Origin of the sequence: Dysgonomonas sp. PH5-45 (assembly GCF_029893235.1) — a bacterium.
Lineage (GTDB): Bacteria > Bacteroidota > Bacteroidia > Bacteroidales > Dysgonomonadaceae > UBA1309.
Genome location: NZ_JARXWE010000005.1, coordinates 94,347 through 116,412, shown reverse-complemented (window position 1 = coordinate 116,412; position 22,066 = coordinate 94,347). Strand labels below are relative to the sequence as shown.

Below are 22,066 nucleotides of genomic sequence, written 5' to 3'. Positions count from 1 at the left end.
CTTTAGTTATCGCTTTTTAATCGACTTATAGTCGACACTCACACGAATTTTATTCGTAATCTAACCTATGGATTTCCAATCCATAGTCGTTAAGTTCCCTCCCCATAACGAAACAACTATGCTTATCGCAAGCAAAATCGGGGTTGGATTTGAATACCTTGAATGTTTTTCTGTCAATATCACGCCAAACGGATATATGTCCGCCGCAAACCATATCTACATATACATAAACATAATTCTTGTCTATAAAAAAGGAAGGACTTAGTATTTTGAGCGATGTGGTATCGACTACATTTTTTAGTTCAGACATGATATCACTTTCGGTCATGTTGTCGGTTACGCTGTCACGAACATTGTAGCACCAAGTGACATAATAATCAATTATTTCGTATTCGGGTACAATTATGCTCGATGAATCTGCGGTAAGGTATTCCTTTTCATGCCCTTCGCCACAGCCGATTGTTTTGTAGGCAATGTCGCCGGCGGCATTTATCCATAAGCCGCATTTCATTTTCCGGAATGGGGGATGTGTGTCAAATCTTGGAAAAATAAAATCTTGCGCCAATAGGCCATCAGCACAACCGATTGTGAATAATGTAAAACCAATGAAAATTATAATCAGGTATTTTGTTCTCATATTGTCTGGTATTGAGTTTCGGTTAGGCTTGTTGGATGATAAGCTGTCGTTTTTCTTTTAGCTGTTGCATGTTTTTCTGCTTTTCTAACGGTGAACATTTTGATAATATTGTATAACTTTGTACTTCTGCTGAATAATGCGAGAAAATATTTTTGAATATACATTTATAATTAATAACAGATGCTAACACTCAAAGCAATCAACGATAACCCCGAAGAAATTATCAAGAAACTTACAAAAAAGCATTTCGATGCACGGGAGCTGATAACCCGGATTATTGACGCCGACAAAGAACGTAAAAGCCTGCAAACGGTTTTGGACGGTAGTCTTGCCGAGCTGAATAATATATCGAAGTCTATCGGTTTGTTGATGAAGGAAGGCAAAAAAGACGAGGCCGAGAAAGCCCGTGCCGAAGTTGCGGGAATAAAAGAACGGAACAAAGACACCGAAAACCGATTGCGCCAAACGGAACAGAACATTCAAGACATGTTGGTACAGATACCCAATGTACCTAACGATGCTGTACCCGAAGGGCGTACAGCCGACGATAATGTTGTGGAAAAAACAGGTGGCGTTGTTCCCGATTTGGGCGAAGATGCCCTTCCGCATTGGGAGTTGACAAAAAAATACGATTTGATTGACTTTGAATTGGGAGTGAAGATAACAGGAGCGGGCTTCCCCGTTTATAAAGGAAAGGGAGCGCGTTTGCAGAGGGCTTTGATAAACTTTTTTCTGGACAAAGCCCGTGAAGCCGGATATATGGAAGTGCAGCCGCCTTATCTTGTAAACTCCGATTCGGGCTATGGTACAGGTAATTTGCCTGACAAGGAAGGGCAGATGTATTATGCCACAGCCGACGATTTGTATCTGATACCTACCGCCGAAATTCCTGTTACAAACATGTATCGTGACGTTATTTTGGACGAAAAAGATTTGCCCGTGAAAAATACGGCCTATTCGGCATGTTTTCGCCGTGAGGCAGGTTCGTACGGAAAAGATGTGCGTGGGTTGAACCGCTTGCACCAATTCGATAAGGTGGAAATTGTACGGATAGATACTCCGGAACACTCTCACGAGTCGCTCAAGGAAATGGTTGCCTATGTGCAGTCGTTGGTCGAAGCCCTTGAGCTGCCTTGGCGCATTCTGCGCCTTTGCGGGGGCGACATGAGTTTCACGTCGGCCATAACTTTCGATTTCGAGGTGTTCTCGGCAGCACAGAAACGTTGGTTGGAAGTCAGTTCCGTTTCCAATTTTGAAAGCTATCAGGCAAATCGCCTGAAATGCCGCTACCGGAAAACCGACGATAAAAAAACACAGCTCGTACATACCCTTAACGGAAGCGCTCTGGCTCTTCCCCGTATTGTTGCGGCTTTGCTCGAAAACAATCAGACGCCCGAAGGTATCCGTGTACCAAAAGCTTTGGTTCCTTATATTGGCTTGGATATTATTAATTGACAGAATGTTAAAGGCTGGGTGTTTTCAGATTTGGAAATAACAATATGGAAACCTGTTTTTTTGAATGGAAATTAACATAATATGGGCAAAAACGCAGGTTGTTGAACTATTTTTTAGAACAAACTGTTATAGCAATTAATAGAATTAATATATCTTTGCGTATACGTATATATATAACTGAGAATAAATTAAAAATAAACACAATAAAGCTATGAATAAATTATTTGGTATCGGATTAGCTCTTTCTCTTATTATTGGTTTTTCTTCGTGTAAATCGAAACAAAGTGCTTATAAATCAGTATATGAGGCTGCTCGGGAAAGAGAGATAGAAGAGAACAAAAAAGAAACGGAAACGGTTTCTAAACCTGCTTATCCGGCATATACGGCAAACGTATCGGACGAACCTGTAAGAACGGAAAAAATTAAACCGGTTTATGATACCGATGCATCAGGCTTGAAAAGTTATAGCGTTGTGATAGCAACATTAAGCGTTAAACCAAACGCTGAGATTCTGAAAGAAAGAATGGAAAGAGAAGGACATAGCATAATTCTTGCCCAAAACGAACAGGGAATGTACAGGGTTATTATTGCCAGCTACGACGATAAAGCTCAGGCGGTTAATAAACGTAATGAGTTGACCGAAACTTACAATGCCAAAGGCGATACCGATTTCTTGAGAAGAACGTACAACATTCCTTTCAATGACCTTTGGATACTTCAGAGACAGTATTAAAAGAATATAAGATTAGAGTAAAAGAATAACGGCGATGGCTATTTCTAAAATATAGAGGTAGCCATTTCTTCTGTTAAAATATCATTGTTTCCAGATGATTATTGATTTTCTTGGTACAGGTACATCAACCGGCGTTCCCGAAGTGGGTTGTACGTGCAAGGTTTGCACTTCGGCAAACCCTAAGGACAAGAGGTACAGGGCTTCGGTTTTGATTACGGTCGAAGGTAAGAATCTGCTGATAGATTGTGGTCCTGATTTCAGGTCGCAGATGCTTATACGCCCCTTTGCGCCGCTGCATGGTATACTCATTACGCACGAGCATTACGACCATGTGAGCGGCATAGACGATTTGCGCCCTTTTTGTCGCTTGGGCGATATAGATTTGTATGTAGAGCATAACGTGAAAAACGCTTTGGAACAAAGGCTGCCATATTGCTTTGCGGAGCATAAATATCCGGGTGTGCCTAATCTGAATCTTGTAGAGATAACGGAGGACAAGTTTATTGTGGAAGGCGTAGAGGTATTGCCAATCAGATTGATGCACTACCGGTTGCCTATACTGGGTTTCCGTATTGGTGGTTTTGCTTATCTGACCGACATGAAAACCATCCCCGAAAAAGAATACGAAAAACTGCAAAACCTTGATGTGCTTGTTATTAATGCTTTGCGGCGAGAGGAGCATATATCGCACCAATCGTTAGCGCAGGCCTTGGAGCAAGTGGCGCGTATAGCCCCTAAACGGACTTACCTTACCCACATGGCGCACAGTATGGGGCTGCACAACGAAGTGGAAGCAAGCCTCCCTCCAACAGTCTGGCTTGCTTACGATGGCTTGAAGATAGAGATATAGACAAAGCAGGGTGGAGGTGATGCAAAATGTTTTTCGTCATCTTTTTGTAAAATAGATATTAGCATCAAAACTTAATTACTTAAATTTGTTCCGGTTTTTATAAAAAAATCCAATGTATGGAAAAAGATAAACAATATCTGTTGGACGAACGCTATTTGAGAATGGCCAAAGTATGGGCCGAAAACTCATATTGTGTACGCCGTAAGGTTGGAGCATTGATAGTAAAAGACAAAATGATAATTTCGGACGGGTACAACGGAACCCCGTCGGGCTTCGAAAATATTTGCGAAGATGAGAACAATCTGACCAAACCTTATGTTTTACATGCTGAGGCCAATGCTATAACCAAAGTGGCTTGCTCGCACAACAGCAGTTCGGGAGCAACCATGTACGTCACAACTTCTCCTTGCTTGGAATGCGCAAAACTCATTATTCAGGCCGGGATAAAGCGGGTTGTTTTTTGCGATAAGTATAGAAATACGGATGGCTGTAATTTGCTCGAAAGGGCAGGCATCGAATACGAATATATTGAACTGGATGACAAATAAACCTTTTTATGGATTCACCTAAAAAAACTACAATCTGGCTTCCCCTGTGGATAGGATTGAGCATTGCCATAGGTATTTTTATAGGCAATGCGTTTTCTATTTTCAGTTCGCGCAAAAGTTTGTTCAATCGGGGAGATAAATTGGAGGCGGTGCTTGAGTATATAAGCGAATCGTATGTAGATACGGTAAATATTCAGGAATTGGTAGAGAATACCATCCCTGCCCTGATAGCGGGGCTGGATCCGCATTCAAACTATTATACCGCAAAGGAAATGGAAATCACGGGCGAAGAATTGACCGGACATTTCAGCGGAATAGGGGTCAGCTTTTATGTGCTGAACGATACCATTACCATTATGAGCACTATGCCCGGAGGGCCGTCGGAAGCTGCCGGACTGAAACCCGGCGACCGCATTGTTTATGCCAACGACAGCCTTTTGGCAGGGGTGAAGATAACGAACGAAAAGGTTACGGAAAAACTGAGGGGAAAGAAAGGTACAACCGTAAAACTGGGCATCAAACGCTACAACAAACCGGGCATCGAGTATGTTTCGGTGGAGCGCGACGATGTTCCCGTTAACAGTATTGATGCGGTCTTTACACCAAATAGCGATATCGGCTATATAAAAATAAGTAAATTTGCCAGTACAACATACAACGAGTTTATCTCGGCTATATCGCAACTGAAAAGCCAATCGGCAAAATCGGTGATAATAGATTTGCGGCAGAACACGGGGGGGTATTTGGTTCCATCGGAAGATATGATAAACGAATTCCTCGAAAAAGGTGATCTGATTGTCTATACCGAAGGCCGTGCCTTTGCGCGGCGCTCGCAATATGCAAATGGTTCGGGAACATGCAAGGATATGCAATTGGTTGTTCTGATTGACGAAAACAGTGCCTCGGCCAGCGAAGTTTTTGCAGGTGCCATACAGGACAACGACCGGGGCTTGATTGTAGGGCGACGTTCTTTTGGTAAGGGGCTTGTACAAACGCAATATCCTTTCAGAGACGGCTCGGCTTTGCGCCTCACCATTGCCCGCTATTATACGCCTTCGGGCAGATGTATACAGAAGCCTTACCAGATAGGGCACCGCGAAGATTACGATATGGACTATTATAATCGTTATATGAGCGGCGAAATGTATTCGGCCGATAGCATAAAGTTCGACGAATCGTCAGTGTTTTATACCGCCGCAGGACGCCTCATTCATGGCAATGGAGGTATTATGCCCGATGTATTTGTGCCGCGCGATACGGTTGGCATGACAAATTATTATACCAAGCTTTTCAATTCAGGGGCTATATACGAGTATTCGATGGTCTATTCGGACGTGAACCGGAAAAAGCTTTCGTCATTTACTACATGGAAAGATATGTATGCCTATCTGTTGAAGCAAGCCCTACTGCCTAATCTGCTCACTTTTGCCGAAACAAAAAGCGTGAAGCGCGAGCAATATCTGCCTACCGAAACACAAAAGCTGATACAGAAGCAACTGTCGGCATATATTGTCCGTAACTACTTTGGCGATGCCGGATTTTACCCCATTCTGCTGAGCGATGATATTGTGCTCAAAGAAGCTATCAAGCAGATAAAAGCGAATAAAGCAACGCCTAAGGTGATAAAGGAAAGCGGAAAAAAGAAAACCGGAGGACAACGAGGAAATTAATAGCCTATTATAATTTTGAAACGAAACGAAACAACAAAGCAGGATATCAGGAGCCGGATATCTTCCGAAAAAAAACAGCTTGGTGCTGAAAAGCTTGCGCAACTGTCGGACGAGGTAATGATGACTTTGGAAATGACCGATGTTTTTTGCAAAGCCCGTAATGTACTTATATATCACAGCCTGAAAGACGAGGTGCAGACTTTGCCTTTGGTGGAACGGTATGCCGCGGATAAACAGTTTTATTTGCCGGTTGTGGTTGGTAAGGATCTGGTTTTCCGCCGTTATACGGCTGAAACCACATTTTCAAAATCGGATTTGGGAGTGTTGGAGCCTGATGGAGAAGATTTGACCGACTACCGGCAGATTGATATGATTGTTGTTCCCGGAGTTGCTTTCGATCGGCGGTTGAACCGCATGGGGCGGGGTGGTGGCTATTATGACCGTTTTTTGGCTAATGTAAAAATACCGAAAGTGGCTGTCTGTTTCGATTTTCAGATTGTAGATGGTATTCCCCTCGAACCGCACGACATAGCTATGGATATGCTTGTTTCGGAAACCGAAATCGTGAGTAACGGTTTTTATTGATATAGTACACTAAACATATAAACTTAAAAAACACATGAACAGCTACACACTTTTTCGCTTAGCAATCTTAGCGATTGTTTTGTCCATAACCACAAGCCAAACTCATGCCCAGACAGTGAAGCCCCGTTTTGATGGGAATCTGAAAGATTACTTACAGGAAAAACTCGGAAATACACCTGAGTTTGCCGAGGGGGAAGTTTGTGAGCAGCCTGTATTTGATGAGAATGCAACTACGGCGAAGCTGCGCTTCCTTGTTGGTAAAACAGGGGAAATATCGTCTGTATCGATTGTTGAAAAATCGGATTTCCCTAATTATAATAGAGAGGCGTTGCGGGTTGTGAAGTCTATGCCTAACTGGATTCCGGGAACAAAAAAAGGTGTGCCGGTAGCCATGTACGATACCTTGTCGATCAATTATAAAGAGTTTTACAGGATTGTAGCAATATCTTTTGCCGACGATTATGATAACGATATAGAATATACTGTTGCTGATAATAAGAAGCCTGCATCGGAAAAAGAAAAACCCTTTGTTGCGGTGGAGCAAATGCCTGTTTTTGAGGGAGAAATGCATAGCTTTATAGCATCTCGCCTTAAATATCCCCCAACGGCTGCTGAGAACGGTATAGAGGGGAGGGTGGTAGTCTCTTTCGTTGTTGAGAAAGATGGCTCGTTGTCCGAAATAAAAGTAATACAAAGCTTAGACCCTGCCTGCGATAAGGAAGCAGTACGAGTAATCGGGTCGATGCCCAAATGGAAGCCCGGCAAACAGAATGGGCAGGTAGTAAGATGCCAATATACCTTACCTGTCAGATTCAAACTGCAAAAATAATTTTAAAACAGTTATTAAGAGTTTGTATTCCTACATACAATGTCTTTTACCAAAAAAGAAGATTATTTAACAAAATGTTAAATAGATAAATTCTAAATGATATCCCGATGCTGGAATAATTGAATTAACTTTGCTTTTCTCGCAAAAGAAAAATTATTTTAAACAGATTCTAAAAAGAAGGTAAAAACGGAGATATTATGCTACATGAATTTACTTTATCTCGTGGCAGAGCGATGATAAATTTCACGCTCAAGTATTGCGATACGAAACAGAAATTACTGAACAGCTATGGTTTCAGGCGGGTGATAGAAGCCTTTGTACATAACCTAAAACGTGAGGAGGTCATTATCTTCGACTTCTATATTAAGGCATTCAAAACAGAGGAAGATTTTGTTGAGGCAATAATAGAAACATTCAAACTGCTTACGGTTTTTGGGGAGAAAGAGATTATAGCTGTTGATAACAGGTATGCGGTCTTTTTCGAAGACAGGGATATGTTTGTTGAACTCATAGAACTTGTTTTCGGTTTCTGGAAAAAATTGGAGCGTTACTCCATAGTGCGAAACAATAAATTGGGGCAAGGTTTGCAAAATGTTCGTTTCATTCAGGCTAATGATATGTTTAACGAGCTGATTCTTGCCACCTACCGCCGTATTCTGGATACGGTAAACGGTTACGAACAGCGTGTCAATTGCCAGTCTACGGCAGGGGCTAATGCCAGCCTTACGCTCAATAATGTGAACTGGAACTGCCCGATGGAATATAGAGGCCTGTCGGAGGTACCTTTTATCAGTACTGTTGTTTTTCAGCCGCCGTTTATTTCTTATACAAAACGTAATACCCGCGACGGCGTTTTTCGAGAACATCAGCAAAACCCTTTGGAGGGGCTTATCCTGCACGAAGACGATTGGTTTGTTTTTCCTGCCAAGGTAGGTAATATGCTCACCTTTGTATTTTTCCACAAAGACTTTATGGTGCATGGAGTGGGGTTGGCCAATCTGTTTGAATTGGCTAAAGAAAATGAATATATAGGCAAAAAACCCGATATTATTTACGTTTTTGGTAACCCTGACGGTGTTGACGAAAAACGAACATTCTACTATAAGGACAAGAAGAACGATATACTTATCGGCTATGCAAACTACTGCGATGATATCGACTATTTCGGATACATGAAGAAGATGCTTCTGACGCTTCATAATGTGAAACAAATAGAAGAACATAAACTGCCGATACACGGTGCAATGGTGAATATTGTTCTGAAAAACGGAAAAGAATCGAACATCATCATCATGGGCGATAGCGGCGCAGGTAAGTCGGAGAGCTTGGAAGCCTTCCGTTCGTTGAATGCAAGCTATATCCGGCATATGCGTATCATATTTGACGATATGGGATACTTGCGCAAGGGCGAAGATGGCCAGATTTATGGCTACGGAACGGAGATAGGCGCCTTTGTGCGTATAGACGACCTTGACCCTACCTATGCTTACGAACAGTTGGGACGGGGTATTTATACCAACCCCGACAAGGTGAATGCCCGTGTAACCATTCCCGTTTCTACATACGAAGTAATATCGAAAGGGTATAAAGTTGATATTATGCTTTATGCAAATAATTATATCGATTCGGATAAGAAGATTGTGTTTTATGACGATTTAGAGAAAGTCATCGGTATATTTGAGCAAGGAGCCCGTAGAGCTAAAGGAACAACCACCGAAGAAGGGCTTGTTACATCTTATTTTGCAAATCCGTTCGGACCTGTGCAGGAACAAAAAAAGACCGAAGTTTTGGTGCGCCAATACTTCAAGGATATGCACGATAATGGTGTGAAAATAGGTGAGATACACACTCAGCTAGCTATTGAAGGTAAAGCCAAGAATGGCCCTCACGAGGCGGCTGTAGAGCTATACTCGTTGATAAACAAATAAAACTTTTCTGAAATACGAGAGGCGGCTATTTTGAATACAAAAAAATAGCCGCTTTTTTCTGTAAATATGCAAGCGGACGATAAATGCACGTAAAAACGTTTCGTAATAAAAGTTAATCTGCTAACTTTGTTCAGAATTCGGTAAAAATTATTTCGTTATGGGACTATCATTCAATATTACGGATATATTAAGTGCGTTTGTTGTTCTTTTTGCATTGATTGATGTACTGGGAGGGATACCTATTTTCCTTAGTGTACAGGCTCAGGGGAAAGACCTTCAGGCTCTTAAATCAACAATGTATGCTTTTATCATAATGGTGGCTTTCCTTTTTGTAGGGGAGTTGGTGTTAGATTTGTTTAATGTTGATGTTCAGTCGTTTGCCGTTGCCGGAGCTTTGGTTATATTTGTTATGGCACTCGAAATGGTTTTTGGGGTAGAGATTTTTAAGTACGATGCCCCCGGCGTTACTTCGGCATACGTGCCGGTGGTGTTTCCGCTTATAGCAGGGCCGGGCACGTTTACAGCTTTACTTTCGATGCGTGCCGAATATGCAGTCGAGAATATTATTGTAGGCTTGTTCTTGAATATGGTGATAGTGTTTATTGTTCTTTCCAAACTGAAGTATGTTGAAATAAAAATCGGCGCAGGTGGAGTGTATGTGATGCGCAAATTCTTCGGAATCATACTTTTGGCTATATCAGTACGTTTGTTTACGTCCAACCTAAGTACATTGTTCGAGTCTTTCAATTAAACTCCGGCTTGTAACAGTTCTTTAATTTGCGATATCTTTTCCTGGTCTGTCAGTTGTGCATTAATCCAATGGATATGCAGGCCACGTTTTTCCATTCCTCTGAACCATGTCATCTGGCGTTTGGCAAACTGATGGATAGCTATTTCCAGTTGATTCACCATTTCTTCGTATGTCAGGTTTCCCAATAAAAATAGGGTGACATACTTGTATTCCAGCCCATAATAAATGAGGTCGTCGGGGTGTACTCCACTGTCTATTATTGATTTTACTTCGGCAATCATGCCTTCGTCGAGCCTTGCCCTTAACCTGTTTGATATCTTCCGGCGGCGCAGTTCACGGTCTATGTCTACACCCACAATCAGGCTGTTTAAGGATATCGTCCGGCTGGTTTCGGTGGGGTGTTCTTCGGAGTATTGGGCTATCTCTATGGCTCTTATAGCTCGTTGTGCTGTGTCTATGTCGGTTTTGTTATGCAATGCCTTGTAGGCAGACAGCATGAGGGACAGTTCTTCCAAAGACTTGTCTTTTAGTTCTTCACGCAGGGCTTTGTTTTCGGGTACATTTACCAAAGGGTAGTTCTTTAGTACCGATTCGAGATACAAACCGGAGCCTCCGCAAAGAATCGGGGTTTTTCCTTTTTCGGTGATTGATTGGTATGCCCTGTAAAAATCCTGTTGATATTCAAATATATTGTACTTATCGCCAGCCTTACGGATATCAATCAGGTGGTAAGGAATGTTTTTTCCGTTCACCACATAATCGGCAAGGTCTTTGCCTGTGCCTATATCCATCGATTTGTAAACTTGTCGCGAATCTCCGCTTATAATTTCGGAGTCGATATGGTAAGCCAGTTTGCAGGCTAAACCGGTTTTTCCGGAGGCTGTGGGACCAAGAATAGTAATTAAATCGTAGTTATTCATAGTGCAAAGATACTTTTTTGCGTAATTATATGAAAAAAAGCCATTATATTTGCAACCTTGAAATAAACTGTATAAATGGAACAAACAAAAGCATTAGTAAACAAGATTGTGGCAGCCTGCCAAGATAAAAAAGCTAAAAATATTGTAACAATTGATATGACAAACCTTATAGGTTCTATTTGTCAATATTTTGTTGTCTGTGAGGGGAATACACCCACTCAAATATCTGCTATTGCCGACCATGTTGTTGATTACGTAAAGAAAGAAGCGCACGAACGCCCCATTACGGTTGACGGTTTGCGCGAATCTCGCTGGGTGGGAATAGATTATGGCTCGGTTATTGTACATGTGTTTTTGCCGGAATTGCGTGAGTTTTATGATATAGAAAATCTGTGGGAAGATGCCGTTTTGGAAGCTATTCCCGATTTAGATTAATATTGCATTACTTATCAACAATAAGCTGTTTCAGATGTTTATTTGTCAGACGAGCATTCTAAGCCCTAAAAAGAAACCGAATTAGCTTCATTTAAATATAATATGGAAGATAATAGCAAGAAGAAAACAACAAACGGACCTAAGGTTCCTTTCAGTATTTACTGGATTTATGCGGTCGTTATACTGATTTTGATTGGGATTTACTTCTTTGCCAACGATTCGATGGAAAAACCTGTAACATGGTCTAATTTCCAAACGTATGCAAAGAACAACAGTTTGGAAAAGATTGTAGTATATAACCGCAAAAACTCTCTGATAGCATACATTCGTCCCGATTCGGTGGAATCGATATTCGGAGCCGATTCCGAAAGGGTTGGTAAGAATCCCCATATTGTGGTTAATATTCCTTCGTCCGACAAGTTTTCCGATTTTTGTGATACAATAGAGAAAGAAAACAACGTAAAATTGGATGTGAGCTATGAGAACGGCTCGGATCTGATGGACTTGCTTATAGGTTCAATTCCTTTCATTTTCTTGATAGGTATAACCCTGTTTATTATGCGCAGAATGTCTGCCGGAGCAGGTGGTGGCGGTGGAGTCTTTAACGTAGGTAAATCGAAAGCCCAGCTTTACGATAAGGGAAGCGAACTGAAGGCAACGTTTAAAGACGTGGCGGGGCTGTCGGAAGCTAAAGAGGAAATACAGGAAATAGTTGAGTTCCTTAAAAATCCGGCTCGTTATACTGAAATAGGCGGTAAGATACCTAAAGGAGCTTTGCTTGTAGGACCTCCGGGAACAGGTAAAACACTTTTGGCGAAAGCTGTGGCCGGCGAGGCGAATGTACCTTTCTTCTCGATGTCGGGGTCGGACTTTGTTGAAATGTTTGTTGGGGTAGGAGCTTCGCGTGTCCGCGATTTATTCCGCCAAGCCAAAGAAAAAGCACCATGTATCATATTTATTGACGAGATTGACGCCATCGGCCGTGCCAGAGGTAAGAATCCGAATATGGGCTCGAACGATGAACGAGAAAATACATTGAATCAGCTACTTACCGAAATGGACGGTTTCGGTTCAAATAGTGGTGTCATAATATTGGCTGCGACTAACCGTGCGGATATCTTGGATAAGGCATTGTTACGCGCAGGACGTTTCGATCGTCAGATTTATGTAGACCTGCCCGATTTGAACGACAGGAAAGAGATTTTTAAAGTCCATCTCCGTCCCGTAAAGATTGACGATTCGGTTGATGTAGATTTCCTCGCGCGCCAAACGCCCGGATTTTCGGGAGCCGATATTGCCAACGTTTGTAACGAGGCAGCCCTTATCGCAGCCCGAAAAGGTAAACGCATTGTTCAGAAAGACGATTTTACAAATGCCGTAGACCGGATTATAGGCGGTCTGGAAAAGAAAAACAAAGTAACCACCTTGGGCGAACGCAAGTCTATAGCCATACATGAGGCAGGACATGCTACCTTGAGTTGGTTTTTGAGATATGCCAATCCGTTGGTGAAGGTAACCATAGTGCCACGCGGTAAGGCTCTTGGTGCAGCGTGGTATTTGCCCGAAGAACGTCAGATTACAACCAAAGAACAAATGCTCGACGAGATGTGTACTCTTTTGGGAGGACGTGCCGCCGAGGAAATATTTATAGGGCATATATCGTCGGGAGCCATGAACGACCTTGAGCGTGTAACTAAACAGGCTTATGCCATGGTTTCGTATATGGGTATGAGTGACGATTTGCCCAATTTGAGCTATTACGACTCATCAGGACAATCGTATGGCTTTACTAAACCATATAGCGAAGAAACAGCCTTGATGATAGACAAAGAGGTTCAGAAACTGATAAACACCCAGTATGAACGGGCAAAAAATCTTCTGCGCGAACATGCCGATGGGCATAAGCAATTGGCTTCTATTTTGATAGAAAAAGAGGTTATCTTTGCCGATGATCTGAAAAATATATTTGGAGAGCGTCCTTGGCTTTCTCGCTCGGAAGAACTTTCGTTGGAGGAACGAAAAGGTGAAGAGCCCGAAATGGCAAAAGACGACCAATCGACCGAAGAGTAATAAACTGACAAAAACGTTAGATGTTATTCTTGAAAATTAGAAAAAACAATTTGATAATTAAAATATGGAAACAGCTAAATATTGGTTTGCTATTTTAGCTGATATAGCAACAGCTTCAACTTTGCTTGTATTGCTTTGGCAGTTTTATAGTTATAGGAAAAGACAGAGTCAAAAGGAGATTGAAAAGTTAGAGAAAGAATTAGAAGACTTAAAAAAAGAACAAGATAGAAGAGTTCAATATTGTCAAAACAGATACGAACTATATGCTAAGATGGATAAGTTAATTGTAGAAAATCCTGATTTGAAAAGATTTATTAGTAATAAAAACACTCTTCAAGATATTGAAAATGGCAATATAGACAAAGAAAAATTAAAAGAAATATCTTTTATAGAAATGGTAATGAATATATGCCAGCTTTCATATTATCAGTACTCAAATGATGATAAAAGTACAGACCTTAGTTGGGTAAAGGAACTGCTACAAAATAAATATGTAATTGATTATTGGAAGAGTGGCTATAAATGTAGATATATAGATGGCTTTGAAGATTTTGTTTTCAAAGAGATTGGGATAAAGAAAGTCTGATATCTAATTTTATAAAAAATGATATAATGTAAAGCGGAGTTTTATGATGAATTCCGCTTTTCTTTTTTTCCGAGGGGTAAAAAATATCCTGTAAGCCTTTTTTTCTTACATTTGTATCAAAATACAAATCTTTTTTATTGTGGCATTACCAAACATCGTTGTGCGAATACTGACAGGAGCTGTTTTTGTTGCAGCTATATTATGTGGTATTCTATTCAATCAATATATATTCCTTGCCTGTTTTGCAGTCCTCTTAATATTTATTTTATCCGAATTTTATTCTCTGATAGGTGATGCAAAGCAAACTTATATAAATAAGCCTTTGAATATAATAGGAGGGTTGTTGTTGTTTGGGGGAGCTTTTGTGTCGTTCTCGGAAGGGTATAATTCTGTACTGGTGTTTGCGCCTTATGTATTGTATTTGCTGATTCTTTTTATATCTGTTCTGTATCGAAAAAATACCGATGCTTTAAGTTCTTTGGCCTACTCTGTTTTGGGGCAGTTTTATATAGCAGTGCCTTTTTCGCTGCTCAATTACATTGCGTTCAGTTACAAGCAGGAAACTTACCATTATGTATTTTTGCTGGCTTTGTTTGTACTTATATGGGTGAACGATTCTTTTGCTTATCTGGTTGGTTCTAAAATTGGAAAGAATCGCCTGTTTGAAAGGATATCGCCCAAGAAGTCGTGGGAGGGTTCTGTTGGAGGTGCTGTGTTTACACTGCTCGCTACTTCAGTCTTTGCCTATTTTTATACGGAAATGTCTTTGTGGGGATGGCTTGGTTTAGGCATTGCCGTTATCGTTTTTGGTACATTAGGCGATTTGATAGAATCACTTTTTAAACGCACAATAGGGGTTAAAGATTCCGGTAATATTTTACCCGGACATGGAGGTTTTCTTGACAGGTTCGATAGTGTGTTGTTTGCTATTCCTGCACTATTTGTTTATTTGGAAATCCGTATGTTTTTTCAATTTGGTTAACATATTTATACTTTATCTGTAACTTTACAATTCACAATTTTTGCAGCATTCCTTAAAAAGGTTATCTTTGCCTTGGCTTTTTTGGACTATATATTATTTTAAAACAAAAGTTCTTATTTCTTGTTTATATTATAACACAAATAGAATTAATAAAAAAATGGTTAAATACGTCAGAATATTTTTGTTGTTAATAACGGCTTCTTTATTGTTTTCATGCACAGCATATAAAAAAACCCCATATCTACGGGATGCCTCGAGCTTAACGGCCGAACAGTTTAAAGAAACAGCTCTACTGTATGAAGCTAAAGTAAAACCAAACGATATTTTAAGAATAATAGTTAATTCGGCATCCAGTCCAGAGGCTGTGTCGATGTTTAATATGCCTTTGATTCCCAACACCACAAGCGGAGTATCTGAAACAAAAATATCAACAGGGGGAAGTCTACAGAATTATATAGTAGACAAAAATGGAATTATCAGTTTTCCGCAAATAGGGGATATTTATGTGGCCGGATTGACACGATTGGAGATAGAAAATAAAATAACATCCCTTATTTATCCTAAATATGTGACAGAAAAACCGGTTGTTGATGTACGTTTCCTAAACTATCATGTAACCGTTCTTGGCGAAGTGGCCAAGCCGGGCGTTTATACTACTGATAATAATGTTCTTACGCTTTTTGACGCATTGGCTATGGCTGGTGACTTGACTATATACGGAAAAAGAGATAATGTCCTTTTGGTTAGGGAAAAAGGGAATGGAGAGTTGATGACATACAATATAAATTTACAGGACAAAAATATATTGTTGCGTACCGATGTATATTATTTGCAACAAAATGATAAAATATACGTGTCGCCCAACAAAACAAAAGGAAATAATTCGGCTGTGGGAACAATAGAGTCTTTAACTTTATCGGGATTGTCTATTCTTATTTCAGTTATCAGCATTATTACCCGATAAAAAAAGCAGTGATATTTAAAGTATGGAAGAAATAAAAGATTCACGAAAAAATACATATCAAGACGAGAGCGTATTTGATAGCCAAAATATACTTGAGGTCCTATTTAAATACTTACGCCAGTGGAAGCTTTGTCTGGTTATAGTATTAGTATCGTTATTGATAGGAGTAGTTTACACATTTACTTCATCGCGGAAATATGAGGTTTCATCATCGGTATCTTTAATCGAAGACAAACAAAAATCAGGGTCAGGTAGTTCACTTTCGGGTTTGGAAGATTTAGGCTTGTTAAGCACTACTAATAATATTGATAACGAAATAGCGATATTTACTTCTCCCGATTTGATGAATCAGGTTGTTCGCCTTTTGGAAATTCAGACAACTTATACCATCAAAGAAAATCTTAGAACGGTTGATATCTATAATCAGTCTCCCTATTTGGTCAAATTGCAGAATGATTCTTTACTCTTAAAGAATGGACGCATAGAAGTGCATATTCAAAAAGAAGGTACATCTTATAATATTGAAGGAACGGAATATCCACAGGGAGGGGAGGATAAAGATTTCAGTAAAAAAGGAGTGTCGTTGCCTATTGCCATAGATGTTTTTGGAGGAAAAACACAGTTGATTATAAATACGGCTAATTCGGATGTCGAGAACTCGGAACTTTTAAATGAAAAAATACACGCGACTGTCGAAAGTTCAGTGTCGACGGCCGACAGGCTTTGTCGCTCCTTATCGGTTTCGCCTGTAACAAAGGCAGCTTCGATTTTGAATTTAAAACTTATTGTAAACAATAGTACAAAAGGAAAAGATATTCTTGATACTCTTATCAAACAGTACAATAAAGATAATATTGAAGATAAAAATAAAACGGCTATTAATACGTCGTTGTTTATAAATGAACGTCTTAGTGAAATATACACAAAACTTGATACCATTGAACGTAATGTTGAGCATTACAAAAGGGCACAGGGCATAACCAACCTCACGGCCGAAACCCAATTGTATATGCAGCAATCGGGTGTTAATGAGCAGAAAAGAATTGAGGTGGAAACTCAATCGCGTGTTTTGGACATGGTAGAGAAGTTTGTTCTGAATCCGGCTAATAAGGATAAAACTATTCCTAATATAGGTATCACCGACCCGGGATTATCAGAAATGATAACTCAATATAATTCTACGCTTTTGGCAAAAGATAAGTTAGGCAGTGTAGCTACGGAAAATAACCCAACCCGCCAAAAAATGGAATTAGAGTTGTCTTCCATGCGAGAAGGTATCTTTAATTCATTATTGAATGTGAGAAAATCGGTGCAGATTACCCTTCGGAACATTGACCAAGAAATAGGATCTACAGCCTCTAAGCTTCTTGCCTTACCTATGCAAGAAAGAGGGTTGCTTGAAAAAACCAGACAGCAACAGATACAAGAAAGCCTCTATTTATTCCTGTTGCAGAAAGGATTAGAGACTAATATAACCGTTGCGGCGGCTACCGAAAAGGCAAAAGTAGTAATAGCTCCACGGTCGGGTGGTGCTGTAGCTCCAAAAACAAACATCATTCTGTTAGCCTCATTTATTATTGGTTTGGTCATATTTGTGGCTTACATATATCTTAAAGAGTTATTGAATATACGGATAGGAAACCGCGATGAGTTAGAAAAACTGTCTATCGTACCTGTTATTGGTCAAATACAAGAAAGTGATGAGCCTGATGCGGTTGTTGTCCATAAAAATTCGAGTACATCAAATACCGAGTTGTTCAGAAGTTTGCGAAACAACATTGAGTTTATGATGGAGGATGATTCGCGAAAAATTATTCTTGTTACATCCACCATAGCGGGCGAGGGTAAAACATTTGTGGCAGTCAATCTTGCGTGTTCTTTTGCATTAAGCGAAAAGAAAGTGCTACTTGTTGGGATGGATGTTCGTAATCCTCAAATAGCCAATACTTTCAATATGAAAAAGGGATATGGGCTGACCGACTACCTATCAGGAGCAGGAGGCGTAAGTGATTGGAAACCACTATTGGCGAACCCAATTACAGAAAGCCCTAATTTGGATGTATTGCAAGCGGGAACAATTCCTCCAAACCCGAATGAACTATTGAAGAAACCTATTTTAACGGATTTCTTGAAAGAAGCAAGAAGTATCTATGATATCATTATTATAGACTCTGCTCCGGTAGGAATAATATCCGATACATATATATTGGGTAAATACCCTGACTTTACTCTTTATGTTACGCGCGAAAGATATACCCATAAATCGGCTGTTTCGTTTATCAATACTCAATACGAAGAAAAACGCTTGAACCGGATGTATCTTGTCCTTAATGCATCGAGTACAAAAACCGATAATTACAAATATGGCTATGGACAAACATATGGCTATGCTAAGAAAAGCTCAAAAGAAGAGTAGTATAAAGAATATATGTATTTAGGCCTAAACTTTTAAATGAAAAAATAAACTATGAAAAAAAATATATTGATTACCGGTGGCGCAGGTTTTATCGGGTCGCATGTTGTCCGTTTGTTTGTAAACAAATATCCTGATTATAATATCATTAATTTAGATAAACTCACGTATGCCGGAAATTTGGCAAACTTGAGTGATATCGAAAAAATGCCTAATTACACATTTATAAAGGCCGATATTTGCGATTTTAACTTGATGCTTGATATATTTAAAAAGTATGAGATAAACGGAGTTATTCACCTTGCGGCGGAAAGTCATGTGGATCGTTCTATTAAAGACCCTTTTACTTTTGCACAAACCAATGTAATGGGTACATTGTCGTTGCTTCAGGCTGCAAAACATTATTGGGCTGGAAACTGGGACAATAAACTATTTTATCATATTTCAACCGATGAGGTTTATGGAGCATTAGAAAACGATGGGACTTATTTTGTAGAAACAACAAAATATGATCCGCATTCGCCGTATTCCGCATCAAAAGCATCGAGCGATCATTTTGTACGGGCTTTCCATGATACATTCGGAATGCCTACACTGGTAACAAACTGCTCAAATAATTACGGACCTTATCAATTCCCGGAAAAATTAATACCTTTATTTATAAATAATATAAGGAATAATAAGCCTTTACCTGTATATGGCAAAGGCGAAAATGTCCGCGATTGGCTGTATGTAGTAGATCATGCACGGGCTATTGACGTTATTTTCCATCAGGGAAAAATTGCGGAGACTTACAATATAGGAGGTTTTAACGAATGGCGGAATATTGACTTAATTAAGGTCTTGATAAAAACCGTAGACCGTATGCTTGGGCGTTCTGAAGGTGAGTCTGAAAAACTGATAACCTATGTTCAAGATCGTGCGGGGCACGATTTGCGCTATGCGATAGATTCCTCAAAACTAAAGAATGAACTGGGGTGGGAGCCAAGCCTGCAGTTTGAAGAAGGCATTGAAAAAACTGTGAAGTGGTATCTGGATAATGAAGAATGGTTGGATCAGGTTACAAGTGGCGAATATGAGAAATATTATGCTAAAATGTACAAATAAATAGAGACGTTATTTAGATTGATTATACATACTAATACGTGAAAGGCAGTATTACGGGATAAATAAAAGATTTATTCCTTGTATTTTTTACATAATTTCATTTTCTTTGCAAGGAGAACAAGGGCAATATTTTTGAGGAAAAGTAAGTATTGACTTTTGTCAAATTTTGGTGTATGTATTTCGTTTAATATTCAGAGCAATGTATAGGCAATTTATAAAAATGTTCTTTAAGAATAAGTTTCTTAGTAAGCGACTTATCTTATTTATTGATTTGGTTACTGTATTATGTTCCTCAATCGGGGCTTATGCTTTAGTTTTGTTGTTTTATACCAATCTGCGTGTATTTTTGCCTGAAATTCAATGGTGTGCAGCTATTTCTGTTATAGCCAGTGCTATTAGCTTCATTGCATTCAAAACATTTAATGGAATAATAAGGTACTCAACAATCTATGAAATCCAAAAGCTACTTTTTTCTTTGGTGGTTTCGCACATTCTTATATTTGTTTCTATTTATTGGGGATTGGGTGACGTTTCGGGTAGCATAACGGTTGCTTATTGTACGGCTTCATTTCTCATATCTTCTGTAACATTAGTCGGTTTTAGGTTTCTTATAGTTTTTATATATTCGCACTACGCTCAGGAATTAGGTCCGAGGAATGTCTCAATCTTTATTTTTGGAATATCGCCCGAAAGTGTTTCTTTGGCTCAAACAATAAAGATGTCGAATGGTAAGTACCGAATAGCTGGTTTTATTTCCACTAATTTCGAAGCCAATACCAAGAAGGTGCTTAACTGTCCTATTATATATATTGATTCTAAAAACTTACTAAAGTTGCTGAAGTATAAGACCAAGTCTGTACTTTTTCCTAACGAAAAAGCGCTACTCGATAATAAAGGATTGGTAGATAATCTTTTGGCTATAAAGATAAAGCCTTATGTTGTTCCACAGTATGAAGCTGCCGAATCGGTGGGTGAGCCTATTTATAAACAAATCAGGTCTGTACAGATAGAAGATTTGTTGGGCAGAGAAGAGATTGATATAAGCATGGATTTGATAAGCAGTTCTATTAAGGGCAAAACTGTTCTTGTTACAGGTGCAGCAGGTTCTATTGGTAGCGAAATCGTTAGGCAGGTAGCAAAGTTTGATCCGAAATTGGTTGTGTGTTTCGACATCGCTGAAACTCCGCTTAATGATCTTGATTTAGAACTAAAAGCCCGTTTCCCCAATTTGAATTTTAAAGCTGTTATTGGTGATGTCAGAAATTCCGAACGTCTGGATATGGTCTTCACTCGTAACAAGCCCGATATTATTTATCATGCAGCAGCATATAAACATGTGCCAATGATGGAAAACAATCCGTGCGAAGCCATTATGACAAATGTTTATGGAACAAAACTTGTTGCGGATTTTGCCGTGAAAAATGCTGTGGAAATGTTTATTATGATTTCGACCGATAAAGCTGTGAATCCTACAAATATAATGGGGGCTTCTAAACGTATTGCTGAAATATATATACAAACATTAGCTGCACGCGAGGATGTTAAACAGAAAAATATGAAGTTGGTTACCACTCGTTTCGGCAATGTTTTGGGTAGCAATGGTTCAGTTATACCGTTGTTTAAACGCCAAATAGAAAGCGGAGGACCTCTTACTGTTACAGACGAAAATATTACCCGATATTTCATGACCATCCCCGAAGCTTGCCGTTTGGTGCTTGAGGCATCTGCCATAGGTAAAACAGGTCATATATATGTATTTGACATGGGCGAGCCTGTCAAAATTATGGATTTGGCAAAAAGAATGATCGAGTTGGCAGGGCTTCGTTTAGGACGGGATATTGATATAAAGGTAACAGGATTACGTCCCGGAGAGAAGCTGTATGAAGAGTTATTAAACGACTCGGAAACGGTTATACCAACCGAACACGAAAAAATTCTTATAGCTAAGGTTCGTGAATATAGCTATGACGATATTTTACCACAAATAGAAAAAATGATTCTTTTGTCGAGACAAGTTGAAATAGAAGAAACAGTTGTTGAAATGAAGGAGTTAGTACCTGAGTTTGTAAGCAAAAACTCTTATTTTGCTAAGTTAGACAAGGATAAGTCTAAAGCTGTTATTTTAGACTAAAGATATCTGGATATTTATTTTCTTTACACTACTGCTCTTTGTTGAAATGCTTCAAGGTGAAATAGTTGTAACATCTGAGGCTCAAAATAAAATTATAGATCCGAAATTGTTTGGATATATCTAAGTTGTTCGTTACATTTGCACCGATTTTGGTGGCGATGCTCGCATTCTGCGAATATTGCTGAAAAGGGAATCAGGTGAAAGTCCTGAACAGACCCGCTGCTGTAAGCTTCATCAAAGTCTTTGAGTCGGTACTCAAACCACTGTTTCAAATAAGGAATGGGAAGGTAGATTCAAAGAGAAGTAAGTCAGAAAACCTGCCAAGATTTTTTAAGTTAAAAGCTTTCGTGGAATAGAGCTTGAGACAAATCAGGGCAGGAGGTCGTTTTTACTATCCGCATGGTTTATCCCAAATGTTTTTCTATTTACAGTCGAATTGCAGTTTATTTGTAAACGGAAACTGGTTTTACCT

Annotated in this window: 19 protein-coding genes and 1 riboswitch; of the genes, 17 read left to right on the top strand and 2 right to left on the bottom strand. The window is 39.5% G+C overall.

Features of this window, described 5'->3' with window-relative positions:
• Positions 1-49: 49 nt before the first annotated feature.
• Positions 50-637 carry a DKNYY domain-containing protein gene (locus M2132_RS03385; RefSeq protein ID WP_280671355.1) on the bottom strand — a complete coding sequence of 196 codons (588 nt, stop codon included), beginning with the start codon at positions 635-637 and terminating at the stop codon, positions 50-52.
• A gap of 180 nt (positions 638-817) precedes the next feature.
• On the opposite strand from M2132_RS03385, the gene serS reads away from it, so the two are divergent.
• The 9 genes from serS (at position 818) to M2132_RS03340 (ending at position 9,986) form a co-directional block, all read left to right on the top strand.
• Positions 818-2,092 carry a serine--tRNA ligase gene (gene serS, locus M2132_RS03380; protein WP_280671353.1) on the top strand — a complete coding sequence of 425 codons (1,275 nt, stop codon included), beginning with the start codon at positions 818-820 and terminating at the stop codon, positions 2,090-2,092.
• A 211-nt stretch (positions 2,093-2,303) separates the two neighbouring features.
• Complete coding sequence (locus M2132_RS03375; RefSeq protein ID WP_280671351.1) at positions 2,304-2,825, top strand: SPOR domain-containing protein; 522 nt, start codon at positions 2,304-2,306, stop codon at positions 2,823-2,825.
• 94 nt (positions 2,826-2,919) lie between these two features.
• Positions 2,920-3,675, top strand: a complete 756-nt coding sequence (locus M2132_RS03370; RefSeq protein WP_280671349.1) for an MBL fold metallo-hydrolase — start codon at positions 2,920-2,922, stop codon at positions 3,673-3,675.
• A gap of 116 nt (positions 3,676-3,791) precedes the next feature.
• On the top strand, positions 3,792-4,223 hold the full coding sequence (locus M2132_RS03365; RefSeq protein ID WP_280671347.1) for a dCMP deaminase family protein: 432 nt from the start codon (positions 3,792-3,794) through the stop codon (positions 4,221-4,223).
• Between the two features lie 8 nt (positions 4,224-4,231).
• Positions 4,232-5,893, top strand: a complete 1,662-nt coding sequence (locus M2132_RS03360; protein WP_280671345.1) for a S41 family peptidase — start codon at positions 4,232-4,234, stop codon at positions 5,891-5,893.
• Positions 5,894-5,908: 15 nt separating this feature from the next.
• A complete protein-coding gene (locus M2132_RS03355) occupies positions 5,909-6,478 on the top strand; it encodes a 5-formyltetrahydrofolate cyclo-ligase (RefSeq protein ID WP_280671343.1) in 570 nt (189 codons plus the stop codon).
• A 34-nt stretch (positions 6,479-6,512) separates the two neighbouring features.
• Entirely contained in the window at positions 6,513-7,307 is a 795-nt protein-coding gene (locus M2132_RS03350; RefSeq protein WP_280671341.1) for an energy transducer TonB, read from the top strand.
• Between the two features lie 197 nt (positions 7,308-7,504).
• The gene (locus tag M2132_RS03345; protein WP_280671338.1) at positions 7,505-9,235 is read left to right on the top strand and encodes a phosphoenolpyruvate carboxykinase; all 1,731 of its coding nucleotides are present in this window, start codon (positions 7,505-7,507) and stop codon (positions 9,233-9,235) included.
• A 157-nt stretch (positions 9,236-9,392) separates the two neighbouring features.
• Complete coding sequence (locus tag M2132_RS03340; protein ID WP_280671336.1) at positions 9,393-9,986, top strand: MarC family protein; 594 nt, start codon at positions 9,393-9,395, stop codon at positions 9,984-9,986.
• Here the strand turns inward: M2132_RS03340 and miaA are convergent.
• Positions 9,983-10,906 carry a tRNA (adenosine(37)-N6)-dimethylallyltransferase MiaA gene (miaA, locus tag M2132_RS03335; protein ID WP_280671334.1) on the bottom strand — a complete coding sequence of 308 codons (924 nt, stop codon included), beginning with the start codon at positions 10,904-10,906 and terminating at the stop codon, positions 9,983-9,985. The two genes, M2132_RS03340 and miaA, sit on opposite strands and share 4 nt — an antisense overlap.
• A gap of 75 nt (positions 10,907-10,981) precedes the next feature.
• On the opposite strand from miaA, the gene rsfS reads away from it, so the two are divergent.
• The 8 genes from rsfS (at position 10,982) to M2132_RS03295 (ending at position 21,594) form a co-directional block, all read left to right on the top strand.
• The gene (gene rsfS / locus M2132_RS03330) at positions 10,982-11,341 is read left to right on the top strand and encodes a ribosome silencing factor (RefSeq protein WP_280671332.1); all 360 of its coding nucleotides are present in this window, start codon (positions 10,982-10,984) and stop codon (positions 11,339-11,341) included.
• Between the two features lie 102 nt (positions 11,342-11,443).
• Positions 11,444-13,411: an ATP-dependent zinc metalloprotease FtsH gene (gene ftsH, locus M2132_RS03325; RefSeq protein ID WP_280671329.1), complete on the top strand. Its 1,968-nt coding sequence runs from the start codon at positions 11,444-11,446 to the stop codon at positions 13,409-13,411.
• A 64-nt stretch (positions 13,412-13,475) separates the two neighbouring features.
• A complete protein-coding gene (locus tag M2132_RS03320; protein ID WP_280671327.1) occupies positions 13,476-13,997 on the top strand; it encodes a hypothetical protein in 522 nt (173 codons plus the stop codon).
• A gap of 139 nt (positions 13,998-14,136) precedes the next feature.
• A complete protein-coding gene (locus tag M2132_RS03315) occupies positions 14,137-14,979 on the top strand; it encodes a phosphatidate cytidylyltransferase (protein ID WP_280671325.1) in 843 nt (280 codons plus the stop codon).
• A 157-nt stretch (positions 14,980-15,136) separates the two neighbouring features.
• Positions 15,137-15,943 (top strand): polysaccharide biosynthesis/export family protein, encoded by an 807-nt coding sequence (locus M2132_RS03310; protein ID WP_280671323.1) that lies wholly within the window; start codon positions 15,137-15,139, stop codon positions 15,941-15,943.
• Positions 15,944-15,965: 22 nt separating this feature from the next.
• Positions 15,966-18,359, top strand: coding sequence for a polysaccharide biosynthesis tyrosine autokinase (locus tag M2132_RS03305; RefSeq protein WP_280671321.1), 2,394 nt, complete (start codon positions 15,966-15,968; stop codon positions 18,357-18,359).
• Positions 18,360-18,410: 51 nt separating this feature from the next.
• A complete protein-coding gene (gene rfbB / locus M2132_RS03300) occupies positions 18,411-19,463 on the top strand; it encodes a dTDP-glucose 4,6-dehydratase (RefSeq protein WP_280671319.1) in 1,053 nt (350 codons plus the stop codon).
• Positions 19,464-19,734: 271 nt separating this feature from the next.
• Positions 19,735-21,594 (top strand): nucleoside-diphosphate sugar epimerase/dehydratase, encoded by a 1,860-nt coding sequence (locus tag M2132_RS03295; protein ID WP_280698201.1) that lies wholly within the window; start codon positions 19,735-19,737, stop codon positions 21,592-21,594.
• Between the two features lie 133 nt (positions 21,595-21,727).
• Positions 21,728-21,934: riboswitch (cobalamin riboswitch) on the top strand.
• The last annotated feature ends 132 nt before the right edge of the window (positions 21,935-22,066 follow it).